Here is a 13,520-nt window from a genome sequence, read left to right on the forward strand (position 1 = left end):
AAGGAAAGAACCCGATTGTGGATGACAAGATAGATAGAAAGTGGATGATTATGGCGGGTGGCGGACTGGCCATAGCGGCAGCATTGAGCGTTTGGTTCTGGCAAGCCGGTAGCACCTCCTCAACCGAAGCAGCCAGCGAAGCGGCGCTGGCGGCAGGCATTGACGCACAGGAACAAAAAGCCATTGAGGCGATTGTGCGCGACTATATCCTGAAAAACCCCGAGATCATTCCGGAAGCGGTAGAGCTATTGCAAAACCGTCAGAAGGCTAGCGCCATCGATAATGTGCGGGCGCAGATCGAAAAACCGTTTGCCGGAAACGCTTTTGCCGGAAATCCCAATGGGGATGTGATTGTCGTCGAATATTCCGATTTCAACTGCCCCTATTGCAAGCAGACCGAGCGGGATGTCGCCAAGCTGATTGCCGAAGACAAGAATGTGAAAGTCGTGTTCCGCGAGTTGCCGATCCTCAGCGAGGCCAGCAATGACGCCGCGTTGATGGCGCTGGCAGCGGCCAAACAGGGCAAATATTACGCGTTTCACAAAACCATGTTCGCCACGGGTCGGCCGACCCCGTCGACGATCGAGGCTGCCGCCAGGGAAGTCGGTCTCGACATGGCCGCCGCGCGCACCTTTATCGCCTCGCCCGAAGCCAAAAAGGAAATCCAGAATAATATCGCAATCGCTCAGCAAATGCGCTTCACTGGCACGCCTGCCTGGGTGGTCGGCAATCAGTCCGAAGTCGGCGCAGTCGGCTATGACGGTCTGAAGGAAATGGTCGCAAAGGCGCGCGCCGCCAACTAGGCGCTGTCCGCCCTGCCCTTGAACCCCTGGGCAATCACATACCATTCAGACGAGCCCTTGCGGCTGGCTGGCGGCTTGGCATGTTTGACCACGGTAAAATGCTTCTTGAGCAGGGTAAGCAGATCATTGTCGGTTCCGCCGGCCAGCACCTTGGCGACAAAAGCGCCACCCTCCTGCAGATTTTCGACCGCAAAATAGGCACCGGCCTCGACCAGTCCCATTGTCCGCAAATGGTCGGTCTGCTGATGGCCAACCGTATTGGCAGCCATGTCGGACAGCACCAGATCCGGTGCACTGCCGAGCGCTTCGATCAACATGTCCGGCGCCGCGTCATCCATGAAGTCCATCTTGAAAATGGTGACCCCGTCAATCGGGTCGACATCGAGCAGATCGATTCCGACCACCGCAGCCTTGGGCGCAAATTTGCGCATGACCTGGGCCCAGCCACCCGGGGCAATACCAAGATCCACCACCGCCTTGGCGTTACGCACCAGTTTGAATCGTTCGTCCAGTTCCAGCAATTTATAGGCCGCACGCGAGCGATAGCCCTCCGCTCTGGCCTGTTTGACATAGGGATCGTTGAGCTGCCGTTCGAGCCAGCGGGTCGAACCAATCTTCCGACCCTTGGCGGTTTTGACCTTCTGTCTGGTTCCTGATCTGCCCCGGCTCATCGCGCTGACCGCCGTTCGTTGGCCGACATCAGCGAGCGCAATATGCCTTCGCGGATGCCGCGATCGGCTACCCCGACCCGGGTCGCAGGCCAGATATCGAGAATCGACTCCAGGATCGCACAACCACCGACTACCAGATCGGCGCGTTCCTTGCCGATGCACGGAATAGCCGCCCGCTCATCCGGTGAAGCATGGGCCAGCATGGCGCTGATATCGCGCATCGATTCGGTCGGAACTATCAGACCATCGATCACTTTGCGATCATATTGCGGCAGTTTCAGGTGCAGGCTGGCCAGCGTGGTCACCGTACCGCTCGTGCCGAGCAACCGGTAGTCGCATTGTTCGAGCCGCGGCAAGCGCGCCGCGAAACTGGCGAAACTGTCGGTGACTCGCGCCCGCATTGCGGCAAAGGCCTCGCTGCGCGCGACCGGGTCATCGCCATCAAATTTCTCGCTTTCGGTCAACGAAACGACACCCCAGGGGGCGCTCTGCCAGTCAAGAATTTCCGGCGCCGAACCGCTTGTGTCGACCAGCACCAGCTCTGTCGAACCGCCGCCAATGTCAAAAATAAGCGCAGGCCCTTCGCCCGGCTCGAGCAAAATATGACAGCCGAGAACTGCCAGGCGCGCTTCTTCTTCCGCCGTGATCACGTCGAGCGCAATGCCGGTTTCTCGCCGGACCCGTTCGATAAATTTGTCGCCATTGCTGGCGCGCCGGCAGGCTTCGGTAGCCACCGACCGGGCAAGCGTCACATTGCGACGCCGCAACTTGTCGGCGCAGATCGACAGGGCGGCAACCGCTCTGTCCATCGCCCGGCTACTGATCTTCCCGGATTCGACCAGACCTTCGCCCAGCCGCACAACGCGCGAAAAGGCATCTGTGACAATGAAGCCGTCCGAAGACGGTTTTGCTACCAGCAACCGGCAGTTGTTGGTACCCAGATCAATTGCTGCATAGGAGCGCAATTTGGGCCAGCGCCCGGTGCCTGGATGGACAGCAGGCGCAACGCGACTCTGTCCTTTATGTGTCGCCGCAGGTTTCGGGCGGGATTTCCTTGCGGATAATCCGCCTTGTGCATCTTGCGGCGATGGGGATGCTTGATCCGCCATGACCGTACTCTTATGTTCTCCGGATCGGATAATACCGCCGGTACTTACCTTCTAAGATAACGCCGCAGCGCCTTTGACGCAAGGGCGGGGAACCCAGATGAACGGAATATATCATGTGCGGACGCAAATTCAGCCATGAAGAGCTGAGCTGGGCAGAATATCGGGACATATTGGCAATCGTCCAGCCCCCGCCCAATAGCAATTTCCAGCCCAATTATAACATCTGTCCGACCCAGCAGGTGCCGGTGTGCCTCAGCCGTGAAGGCAGAAGGTCGCTGGAACTCATGCATTGGGGATTGGTGCCGTCCTGGGCCAGGGACCTGAAATTTGCCGCCAGGATGATCAACGCCCGCGCCGAGACACTAACAGAGAAACCATCATTCAGGCCGTTGCTCGAGAAAAATCGCTGCATCATCATGGTTTCCGGATTTTACGAATGGCAGCGCAACGGCCAGGCAAAAACACCCTATAAGGTTGAGCGAAGCGATCACCAACCGATGTTGCTCGCCGGTCTGTGGACGCATAATGACCGTCTCGCCATCGACAGCTATGCGGTGATCACCACCGCGGCACCGGCCTCCTTCGCATCCATCCACGACCGAGCGCCCGCCATATTGGAGAAAACGGATATCAGCATCTGGCTGGAAAGCGGCTGGCGAGAGGCCGAAAATCTGGCAAAAACCTACCGGGGCGACCTGACAGCGACCCGGATATCCAGCCTGGTCAACAATAACCGCAACAATGGGCCCGAACTGCTCGAGCCATTTGCTGGTTAGTCGTCACCAAAAGGCTTGACCCTGGCCCGCTCCCTGCCTATTGCCGCGCTCCGGCACTCCCCTGTCGTATAATGGTAATACCACGGACTCTGACTCCGTTAATTGAGGTTCGAATCCTCACGGGGGATCCAATTTTTCCTATATATTTCAATTTCTTGTAGAGATGATTGCGCATTGCATCTCTGACTTCCCATTTCCGCCAATTCCCTTTCCTGCCGAATATCGACAGGTTCACGCGATTCCCGACAACTCGATGTGATATGGATCGGATAGGAAGACGCGATGACGGCCTTTGGCTGCATGGACCACGCGACCTGGACGCAAACGCGATGATTGTTGACCAACCGCTTCGCGCCCCGTTCTTGCGGTTCGGCGGTTTTCCGGTGGAGCCTGGTTTAACTGCCAAGCGCAATAATCCTGTGCGGTTGCTTAAACATTGCCCGATCGCTCTAAAGACTGTAGGCATCGCCACGCTTTTCGGTAATTAACCGATCCCTAAGCACCACCGCTCAATCAAGGAATAATAAACTCAAATGCCGGCATTTTCACAACCAACATTCCAAGAACGCACCCAAATGGCGGCCAAAGCCAAAGACGCTGCCCTCAAAAAACTGAAGGCAAAGCCTCCGCTCAGCGATGAAGTCCTTGCTGAACGCAAGGCAGCCCAGCTTGCGCGTGAGCAAAAACAGGCGATCGCACGCGAGGAGAAACGCGCGGCATTCGAGCAATTGAAGGCAGAGCGGAAAGCCGCGAAAGAGCAAGCAAGACCGAAGCTCGCGCTTGGCCTTACGGAAGCCGAGAAGAAGGCCGCCCGTGACGAGCGCTACGCGCAGCGCAAAAAACGCAAGAGATAGAGCGCACGCAACAAGCCGGAAAAGCGAGCCAGAGCCGCTCGAGGTTTTCGGCAGAATTTTGTGCATGTCCGCAATTGGGTTGGAAAAGTTAATTCACCGATCTCTCGATCCTATGGCAGCCCTTCCGCTTGCGAAGCCAAAGCCTGACAGTTCGCTCCCGAATGATCTCAAGGCGGCAGCATGATCGCAATCTCCCTCATTCTGCTCTCCTTGGGGCTGGCGATGGATGCCTTTGCAGCGGCTGTCGCGCAGGGTGCGGCAAGCCGCCCAAACCGCTCCACAGCTTTAAGGATGAGTATCGCCTTTGGCCTGGCCCAGGCCATAATGCCTGTGTTGGGCTGGACATTGGGGATCGCCTTTGCCCCGTTCATGGCAACGACAGCCCACTGGGTCGCGCTCATTCTCTTGAGCATTCTTGGGCTGCACATGATCAAGGAAGGCTTTGATCGCGACGCGGACGAGCCAATGAAGCAATTGTCGCTATGGCCGCTGCTGATGGTCGCGATTGCCACCAGCATCGATGCTGCGGTTGCCGGCATCACCTTGCCAAGCTTTGGCGTGCCAATCCTGCTGGCCTGCGGCGTCATCGGTTTGACCACCGCTGTTCTGACTTACCCTGGCGTGTATCTTGGCGCCCTTGTTGGCGCGAGAATTGGCAAATGGGCAGAGCTTCTGGGTGGCATGATCCTGATTGGCCTTGGGATCAAAATATTCGTTGAGCATCAGCTGTTCGGGATTTGATGCGGCAATGACTGCCTTGCTCCGGGAAAGGGAGGCCGATGCCCGCTGCATTCCTTTCCAATTTTGCGCTCATAGCGGAATCTGACGCTGTTAAATAAGGACCAAATCTCCACAAGAAATCGAGTGAATTCCTTTATTGCAGACCGTTGAGCAGGACATCTCTCCAACTATCTAGCGATTATTTTTCATCGCTACCGTGCTGCGGAACGCCTGCCCATCGGCGCCAAACGCAATCAGCCTGCCTTCGGGGTAAAGCCGATATGCAGCTCTTTCAGCGAGCGCAGCAGGAAATGCGGGTGGATGGCAAAATCATTCTTGCCCTCGATGAACCACATGTCCTCGAACCGGTCGACCACTGCGGTAAAGCCCCAGATCAGTTCGCGCCGGGCCAGCGGCGCGCCAAGGCAATGGTGGACCCCGGAGCCAAAGCCCATATGAGCGCCGGCCCGCTTGCGTTCCAGATCGATTTTCTCCGGACATTCAAACACGCTCTCGTCGCGATTAGCGGCGGCATAGCGGACGTTGATCAGCGCGCCCCTGGGGATGGTGACACCGTGCATTTCGACGTCTTCCCCGGCGAAGCGCATCAGGCTCTGGACCGGCGATTCCAGCCGCACCACTTCCTCGACAAAGGTCTTCATATATTTGTCGGGATCGCTTTTCAGCTGCTGCCAGATATCCTTGTTCTCGATCAGCAATCTTATGCCGCCGGCCAGAGCGTTGGACGTGGTCTCGCTGCCGCCGACAAATGTGTCCGCCATCATCTCGGCGTGCAGCTCATTGTCGTTGAGCGGCCTGCCCCATTCCTCGATCACCCGATTGACCAGTTCGCTGAGCAGACTGTCGTCAGGATTTTTGCGCAGCCGCTCGAATACGGGATGGAAATAATGCTGCCCCTCAATCTCGCGGTCGACCATTTCCAGCTCGGCTTCCTCGTCGAGCATCATCGATATCCGGTGGAAGAAGGCATCGGTCCAGCGCTTGATTTTCCACATATCCTCGCGCGGCGCGCCCATTTGCTCGCCGATGATATAGAGCGGCAAGGGCACGGCAAACTGGCTGACCCAATTGCACTGGCCATCCTCGATAAAGCCGTCGATCAGTTCATAAGCCAAAGTCTCCACCAGCGGGTCCATGGTCTTGATCTTGCTGGGTTTAAAGGCCTCGTTGAACATCGCCCGCATCTGCTTGTGATTGGGATCATCGCGGCTCGACAAGGTCGGTTCGGGAAGCCAGCCATTCTGCTCGAAACGCTGTTGCACAACCTGTTGCCGTTCGCTGCTGCCGGTCTTGTTGAATGCAGCAAATTTCTTCGGGCTGCTCGGGAAGGCGACCGGGTCGAGCAGAACCTGGCGCACGTCTTCATAGCGGGTGATGACATAGATATCGGTGCCCGGCTGTTTATAGACCGGCGCTTCATCACGCAGCACCTTGTAGGCGTCATAGGGGCATTGCTGTGTTGCCACATCGAGCAGATTGATATCGACCTTGGTTGCCATTTCATTCCTCCCTAACGCACCTGGATTTTTTCTTCGCCCCATGGCGCAATGCTCTCGGCTTTCTGGAACGCCTCGGGCAGTTCATCGACCATGTGCAAGGTCGCCGCCAGCCGTCCGAAACCGACGAAAAAGGCACAGGTCATGCCCAGTTCGACAATTTGTGCTTCGCTGAAATGTTCGCGCAAGCCGGCATGGACTTTATCGTCAATCGCCAGATGATCGGTGGCCATCAGCTCGCCATAATGGATCGCCGCTTTTTCAGCAGCGCTCAGATTATCGGCTTCCTGCGGCTTTTCCAGCGAGCAGACCGCGCCTTCATCGACCCCATCGTTGACCGCGTCACTATAGCGGATCGCCATGCAGCTGCGGCACTGGTTGAAGAAAGCGATGCGCAGCCGGACCAGTTCGACCAGCCGTTCCGGCAGACTGCGGCCTCGCTTGAGCGCGCCGCCAAATTGCATCAGGCCAAGCGCCTGTTCCGGGCAATGGGCAAAATAGCGGACAAGCCCCTGTTCCAGATCGGTGGCGACATCCGGGTTCACGGCGTCCCTGATCCGTGGATCCCAGTCCTCCGGCGGTAATTTTGCTATCCGGCTCATCCGATCCTCTCCAATCCGTCAATGACAGTGGCGATCATGGTAAGCCTTATTCGCTGACCGCATACTGTCGATTTGGAGAAGCCTGGGCCTTGCGCATGTCGGCCGGCATGATCTTGGTCCGATGGCCATGTCCATCTGGTCAGGTTGAAACCCCCGCCCAACAGCCGACCGGTGACAATCTATATTTCACCAAAAATCAGCGTGCCAGCCAATCCTCCAATGTCTCGTGGAAAAAGCGCAACCGGCTTTCCTGGCCCGCCAGATAGTCACGCTTATAGCCGCGGGAATGCAGGCCGCGCTGCTGCAGGGGCCAGATGGCAAGATCCTCATCAATCGCCGGACCAGCCGAAACCTCTCCTGCCTTGCCCTGCACATGCTGTGCGGGCGTATCGACCGAGATGAATTCCCGCATGGTCTGCGAAAAATATTCCGTGGCGCCCTTTGGGAACAGCGTCATGTACCACATGTCAAAATAGCATTTTTCAGGGTCGGTTTCATGGGGCCGCGCGCGCAGCCAGATATTGCCATCCGGCTTCAGGCTGAACGACAGATTGGGGAAGATCGTATAATGCCAGTTATCGGTCAGCTGATCATCATGATAGGTTGAAAAATCAAAGCCTTTTGCTTCACCCAGCTTGCGCTTCTGCCGTTGCAGGTCGCCGCGAAGATTGCGAATCTTGCCGCCTGTATAATCGCCCGGATCCAGCTCCCACAATGCGAGCTCCTCCGCCATACTCGCCAGCGTCTGCTTCTCGCCGCCCTTTATGACTTTGGCCGGCCCGGCACCGGGCATGAACATCCGGCAATGGCCTTCGGCATAATGATCAAACTGGCAATGCTGGTGGCTATATTCCAGCACATAGACGGCGCCGGGGTGGACAAATGGCACGTGATAGGATTCGCTGAAATTATCCTGAACCAGCTTCCAGTTGAAATCGCCTTCGATCGTCACCCAATGGGTCCGCACCATGTCTTCCATCGGATAGGAATCAATCTGGTCCGCAATCGGTCCGAGAAAGGATTTTAGCGAGGCACAATCCTCGTCCATATTATACCAGACAAAACCGGCCCATTCTTCACAGGGAATTTCGACCAGATTGCTTTTGCCGCAAGGGCTGCCCTGCGGATAGTCCGCTTCATCGGGCACGAATTTCAATGTGCCCGCCATATCATAAGCCCATCCATGATAGGGGCAGGTCAGACGGCGCGCATTGCCCGATGGCTTGTCCATGAGCTGCATCCCGCGATGCTGGCAGACATTGTAGAAGGCCCGAATTGTGTCATCATCACCCCGGGTGCAGAGAATATTTTCCGGACCAAGCGATGTCGTTATATAGTCACCCTTGTTGGGAAGTTCGCGCGACAAGCCGGCAATTTGCCAGGTCCGCGTCCAGACCTTGTCCCACTCCTGATCCATATATTCTTTGGCATAATAGCGATCCGGGGTGATCGGCGTACCGCGGAGTTCTGGCTCGGGTTGTTTGGAGACATCCGCCAGTTTTCTTTGCAAATCGCGTGGATCATGATCGGCCACTTGAAATTTCTCCCTCAGTCGAAAGCCTTGCGTCAATCCATAGGATATCTGGCCTTATCTGTAGCCTGCCCTAAATATTAGTCCGGATATCGACGCTATGATCGCCCGCGACCAGCAAGATGGGCATAAGAGGCATCACCTTGGCCGCGTATCCCGAAAACCTGCGCTCCGGGATTGTCGCGGTCGAAATTGTCGGTTGATGCTGTGCTGCTGTTCCAATCATATACGGCATGGCGATGGGCAATCTTCCATAGGCCGTCGCGCCGTTCAAAGCGGTCGAGATAGCGCCCGGCAGCCACCATGAAAATCTCGCCGTCCGGGCCATCAAAATTATGATGGGCGACAAAATAGCTTTCTCCCGCTGCACGGTCACCATCCACCTCAATCAGCACTTGTCCGATGATATGCTGGGTTCGTTTCATTGTGTTCAGAAGCGGGATCACCCATTGAATGAATTCACTGGCCGTGCCGACGAAAATTCCGTGGTCGTCAGTGGCATCCGTGTGGAACAGAGATTCCAGCAGCGCGGCGTCACAGCGATCAATTGCCCGCGCAACGCGAGACACCAATTCGGCACATTCAAGCTTGTCAGCGACGATCGTCAAGCGATCCATTCCCGTCTCCCTTGCTTCAAGAGACTCACCTATCCATGCTTCAACCCGGCATAACCACTAGCGATTTGATCGGGAGGATAGGCTCCAGCAAACTGTTTGGCGCGTTGCTCAGGGGCGGCGGCTATTCCGCTTCGGCGTTCTGGTCATATTTGAGTTCGAGATAGCGGCCGCGGATCGACAGATTGTCAATATCGCCCTTGGCGATCTGCTGGGTCACGCCGGCGATTTCTTTCTCGATCAGGGTCAGGCCGCCGATCAACTGTTCGTCCGGCGATTTTCCGCTATCGGTGGCTTTACCGCGCATCGACGCGGGAATCGCCCGATAGCCGTTGATCAGCTCGGGCAGATGCTCACCGACCAGCTTGCGCACTTCATAGGCGGCAGCATCACCCTCGTTGAGCTTGTTCAGTTGCGGGGAAAGCATATCCAGCTGGACGCCGATGCCGTTGACGATCTGAACCGCCGGCGCTGGCAGAGCCGGCCGCTGGTTTTCCAGCCAGATTTCGGTCTTGCCGGCCAGCGATTTCAGATCCGACTTCATGATCGTCTCCGGCGTCGGCATTTTCATTTGCGGAAATTTCATCGAGGCCCAGATACCGCCTGCAATCAGACCGGCGGAAATCATCACGCCCCAGAAACCGATGCCGCTCAATATGCCGCCGACGATGCTGGCACCGACCAGCACGCCCACGGTCCACAAAGCGGCGCGGCCCAGTTTCTTGAACAAATGGCCCTGCTTCAGCTTGTGCGAGCGATTGCCGATCGAGCGGCGAAATTGGGAGTCGCGAAGAGCCCGCGCCGCGCTGTCAAAGATTTGCTGATTGGATTCGGACACTCGGCTCTAGGCCTCCAGCGCCGACAAGGGGTTTTCGGTAGGCGCTTCCAGCTTCGCCTTTGCCTGCCCTTCGGATCGCGCAATATAGCCTTTCGACTTCTCGATCTCGCCGGACAGCGAATTTACTGTCGCTTTCATATTCTCCAGCGCTTTCAGCTTGAACGTGTCGATATTGTCCATCGTGTCATAGACATTCTGGAACGCCCGTTGCAGCGTTTCCAGCGGAATGGTCGACGAGGCGGCCTGCTCGTGAATCTGGCCGGTCTGGTTTTTCAGCATCTCGCTGGTGCTGTCGATCACGCCCGCCGTGGTGGTGTTGAGCGCGGTGATCTGGTCGAGAACCAGCTTCTGATTGGTCAGCGCCTGGGCCACGGTGACGCCGGTGCGCAGCGCACCCACGGTCGTTGTGCTGGCCCGGTCGACACCCTTGACCAGCTCGATATTATTGCGCTTCACCAGATCCAGCGCGAGATAGCCCTGCACCGTCACCGCCATCTGGGTGAGCAGATCCTGGGTGCGTTGCCGGACATAGAAAAGCGCGCTTTCGCGGATCGCCTTGGCCTTGGCCGGATCGCTTGCGTCCAGTTCGGCCGCTTTGTCTTCCAGCCTTTGGTCCATGACCTTGGAGACATGAATCATCTGCTCCAGCCGGCCCATCGCCGCCCAGAGGTTCTTGCGTTCGACATCGATCGCGGCATTGTCCATCAGCAATTCGTCCTTGCCGGAGCGAAGCCGGTCGAGGATCGAGCCGATATGGCCTTGCGCGCTTTTATAACCGTCGAAATAATTGCGCATCTTGTTGCCGAACGGAATGATTCCGAAAATCTTCCTCTTGGCGGTCAGATTGCCGCGCTTGCCCGGATCGAGGTCCTCGACCGTGCGGCGCAATTCGGCGAGATCGGAACCAATGCCGCTCTGCTCGTCCATCGACCGGATCGGGCGATCGAGAAAGCGGTTGGACTGGCCCGCCGCTTCGGCAATTTCCTTGCGACCCATATTGGTAATTTGGTCGACTTTTTTGCCAAATTCGGGGCTGTTTTCGTCCTGAGCGATCAAATCATCGATAAAACTGTCGACTTTTTCTTCCAGCTTGGACTTTACCTCGTCACCAATGGAAACAAGGCCTCCGGCCTTTTCGGGTGCGACGGCAACCACCGGATCTGGCGGGGTCAGTTTCAGGTCTTCAGTCGCGGTGATTGTTTCGGTCGCCATGCTGTTCAGCCTCCCTGCCCCGGCACCAGTGCGGGGCTTTCCTTATAAATGGATGCAAATGCCCCGCTTTTCAAGCGTTTCAACTGCTGTATTAGCAAAATAATACAGTTTTTATGAAACTGTGCAACATGCTTCCAATCCCTCCAGCTTTCGCGATGCTCAGCTTTCCAGTACTTCGACCACCTGCGGCGCGATTTTTCCGACAATGATATCAATGCCCTTGGCGGTTGGATGCAGGCCATCGGGCAGGAACAGATCGGGATGCCCCACTACCCCGTCCATGAAGAACGGATAGAGCGCGACATCATATTTTTGGGCGAGTGCGGGATAGATCATGTTGAATTCTTTACCGAAATCTGCCCCGAGATTGGGCGGAGCCAGCATGCCGGTCAGCATCACCGGGATGCCTCGATCCTTTAGCTTCTTGACCATCGCCTCCATATTGGCGCGACTGTCTGATGGCTTGAGGCCGCGCAGCATATCATTGCCGCCCAGCCCCAATATCACCAGGTCCGGCTTGCGCGACAGGCTGTCGAGGACGAAATCCATCCGCCGCAAACCCGCTGCGGTGGTGTCACCCGACACGCCGGCATTGTGAACCCGGACATCCTTGCCCTCTGCTGTCAGCGCCGCTTGCAATTCCGGCGCGAAACCCTCTTTCTGGTCCAGACCATAGCCGGCATAGAGACTGTCGCCAAAAGCGACGATCAGAATTTCGGCTTCTTTCGCTTCTGCCGTCTGATCACCGTCTGTTTCCGCCAAGACCGTTTCTACGTCCTCTTGAACAGCTTGCTCCGCTTCCGGCGCTGGACCACAGGCGATCAAAAGTTGCAGAAATGCCAGTGTGAACCCATATGAGATTATATTCTTCAACATCGGATATCCTTACCCCCATGATCCAGAAACCCGCCGCATCAAGCGACGCCGCCACAGTTGAACCCCATATTGCGATTGCAGCCCGAAATGTCACCCTGTCTTTGGGGGAAGGCACAGCGCGGGTCGATATATTGCGTGGTATTGATCTGTCGATCGAGGAGGGCAGGACGGTTGCATTGCTCGGCCCGTCGGGTTCGGGAAAATCATCGCTGATGGCGATCCTGTCGGGTCTGGAGCGGGCAAGCGGCGGTACCGTCAATATTGCCGGCGCCGACTTCGGCACGATGAACGAGGATCAGCTGGCAGTGGCGCGACGCGGCCGGGTCGGCATCGTCCTGCAGGCCTTTCATCTGCTGCCGACGATGACGGCGCTGGAAAATGTCGCGGTGCCGCTCGAACTCGACGGCCAGTCCAAACCTTTCGAAATTGCGGCAGAAGAGCTTGCCTCGGTCGGTCTCGGCGATCGGCTCGGCCATTATCCGACCCAGCTTTCCGGTGGCGAGCAACAACGCGTGGCGATAGCCCGGGCGATGGCATCGCGCCCGACCATCATTTTCGCCGACGAACCGACCGGCAATCTTGATGGCACCACCGGCGAGAAGATCATCACCCTGCTGTTCGATCGCCAGAAAGCCACGGCGGCGACATTGCTGATCATCACCCATGATCCGGAACTGGCCAAACGCTGCGACCGGATCATCGAATTGCGCGACGGCCTTATCGAGCGGGATAGCGCCGCGTGAAGACATCTGACATCGGCTCTGACATCGGCAAGGCATGGACCATTGCGCGCCGCGATTTGCGCGGACGATTTGTCGGACTTCGGCTGCTGATCATCTGCCTGCTGCTTGGTGTTGCCACGCTGGCGGCCATTGGCAGCCTGACCAGCGCGATCACCGAAGAACTGGCCAATCGCGGTCAGGCGATATTGGGCGGCGATCTGGAGATAGCGGTTGCCCAGCGCGAAGCCACCGGCGAAGAACTCGCGGCCCTCAAACGGGCAGGAACGCTGTCGGAAACGCTGCGGATGCAGGCGATGGCCCGGCTGCCCGATGGCAGCGACACACAACTGGTCGAATTGAAAGGCGTCGATGCGTCTTATCCGCTTTACGGCAGCTTCACGCTGGAGAACGGCGATGTTGTGACCGCACCGAAACCGGGCGACATCTATGTAACCCCTGCCCTGATGCAGCGACTTTCCCGCAAAATTGGCGACAAGATTGCCTTTGGCGAGGCCAGCTTCACCATTTCCGGTGTCATTGCCGAAGAGCCCGACCGGCTCAGCGAAGGCCTGTCGCTCGGTCCGGTGGCGATCACCTCGCTCGACAATCTGCGCGCCACAAAATTGATCCAGCCGGGCAGCCTGTTCGAGAGCAAATATCGCCTCAAACTGCCCG

15 protein-coding genes and 1 tRNA gene are annotated in these 13,520 nt (G+C 57.2%); 7 read left to right on the forward strand and 9 right to left on the reverse strand.

The features are described from left to right. Positions 1-17 precede the first annotated feature (17 nt). Positions 18-803, forward strand: a complete 786-nt coding sequence (locus tag V7665_RS08150) for a DsbA family protein (protein WP_335664038.1) — start codon at positions 18-20, stop codon at positions 801-803. Here the strand turns inward: V7665_RS08150 and V7665_RS08155 are convergent. Next, a complete protein-coding gene (locus V7665_RS08155; RefSeq protein WP_335664039.1) occupies positions 800-1,474 on the reverse strand; it encodes an RlmE family RNA methyltransferase in 675 nt (224 codons plus the stop codon). The two genes, V7665_RS08150 and V7665_RS08155, sit on opposite strands and share 4 nt — an antisense overlap. Beyond that, positions 1,471-2,583, reverse strand: coding sequence for a Ppx/GppA phosphatase family protein (locus V7665_RS08160; protein ID WP_335664040.1), 1,113 nt, complete (start codon positions 2,581-2,583; stop codon positions 1,471-1,473). The genes V7665_RS08155 and V7665_RS08160 overlap by 4 nt, the downstream gene beginning before the upstream one ends. A gap of 113 nt (positions 2,584-2,696) precedes the next feature. Between V7665_RS08160 and V7665_RS08165 the strand changes: the two genes are divergently transcribed. The 4 genes from V7665_RS08165 to V7665_RS08180 all read left to right on the forward strand — a co-directional run bounded on the left by V7665_RS08165 (position 2,697) and on the right by V7665_RS08180 (position 4,954). After that, on the forward strand, positions 2,697-3,359 hold the full coding sequence (locus V7665_RS08165) for an SOS response-associated peptidase (RefSeq protein WP_335664041.1): 663 nt from the start codon (positions 2,697-2,699) through the stop codon (positions 3,357-3,359). Positions 3,360-3,416: 57 nt separating this feature from the next. Further along, positions 3,417-3,490, forward strand: a tRNA-Gln gene (locus V7665_RS08170). Positions 3,491-3,892: 402 nt separating this feature from the next. Next, positions 3,893-4,213, forward strand: coding sequence for a DUF6481 family protein (locus V7665_RS08175; protein WP_335664042.1), 321 nt, complete (start codon positions 3,893-3,895; stop codon positions 4,211-4,213). A gap of 180 nt (positions 4,214-4,393) precedes the next feature. Continuing rightward, entirely contained in the window at positions 4,394-4,954 is a 561-nt protein-coding gene (locus V7665_RS08180) for a manganese efflux pump MntP (protein WP_335664043.1), read from the forward strand. Positions 4,955-5,187: 233 nt separating this feature from the next. On the opposite strand, the gene V7665_RS08185 is transcribed toward V7665_RS08180, so the two are convergent. The 7 genes from V7665_RS08185 to V7665_RS08215 form a co-directional block, all read right to left on the reverse strand. After that, positions 5,188-6,453 (reverse strand): cytochrome P450, encoded by a 1,266-nt coding sequence (locus V7665_RS08185; RefSeq protein WP_335664044.1) that lies wholly within the window; start codon positions 6,451-6,453, stop codon positions 5,188-5,190. A gap of 11 nt (positions 6,454-6,464) precedes the next feature. Next, positions 6,465-7,052: a carboxymuconolactone decarboxylase family protein gene (locus V7665_RS08190; protein ID WP_335664045.1), complete on the reverse strand. Its 588-nt coding sequence runs from the start codon at positions 7,050-7,052 to the stop codon at positions 6,465-6,467. A 196-nt stretch (positions 7,053-7,248) separates the two neighbouring features. Next, a complete protein-coding gene (locus V7665_RS08195; RefSeq protein ID WP_335664046.1) occupies positions 7,249-8,586 on the reverse strand; it encodes an aromatic ring-hydroxylating oxygenase subunit alpha in 1,338 nt (445 codons plus the stop codon). A 95-nt stretch (positions 8,587-8,681) separates the two neighbouring features. Continuing rightward, positions 8,682-9,200 (reverse strand): nuclear transport factor 2 family protein, encoded by a 519-nt coding sequence (locus V7665_RS08200; protein ID WP_335664047.1) that lies wholly within the window; start codon positions 9,198-9,200, stop codon positions 8,682-8,684. 121 nt (positions 9,201-9,321) lie between these two features. Continuing rightward, the gene (locus tag V7665_RS08205) at positions 9,322-10,035 is read right to left on the reverse strand and encodes a hypothetical protein (protein WP_335664048.1); all 714 of its coding nucleotides are present in this window, start codon (positions 10,033-10,035) and stop codon (positions 9,322-9,324) included. A 6-nt stretch (positions 10,036-10,041) separates the two neighbouring features. Beyond that, positions 10,042-11,247 (reverse strand): toxic anion resistance protein, encoded by a 1,206-nt coding sequence (locus V7665_RS08210; RefSeq protein ID WP_335664049.1) that lies wholly within the window; start codon positions 11,245-11,247, stop codon positions 10,042-10,044. A 159-nt stretch (positions 11,248-11,406) separates the two neighbouring features. Continuing rightward, entirely contained in the window at positions 11,407-12,123 is a 717-nt protein-coding gene (locus V7665_RS08215; RefSeq protein ID WP_335664050.1) for an arylesterase, read from the reverse strand. A gap of 17 nt (positions 12,124-12,140) precedes the next feature. On the opposite strand from V7665_RS08215, the gene V7665_RS08220 reads away from it, so the two are divergent. Then, positions 12,141-12,866, forward strand: a complete 726-nt coding sequence (locus V7665_RS08220) for an ABC transporter ATP-binding protein (RefSeq protein ID WP_335664051.1) — start codon at positions 12,141-12,143, stop codon at positions 12,864-12,866. Next, on the forward strand, positions 12,863-13,520 hold a 658-nt coding region (locus V7665_RS08225), incomplete at its 3' end, for an ABC transporter permease (RefSeq protein WP_335664052.1). The genes V7665_RS08220 and V7665_RS08225, both read left to right, overlap by 4 nt.

This window comes from Parasphingorhabdus sp. (assembly GCF_036964675.1).
Taxonomy (GTDB): Bacteria; Pseudomonadota; Alphaproteobacteria; order Sphingomonadales; family Sphingomonadaceae; genus Parasphingorhabdus.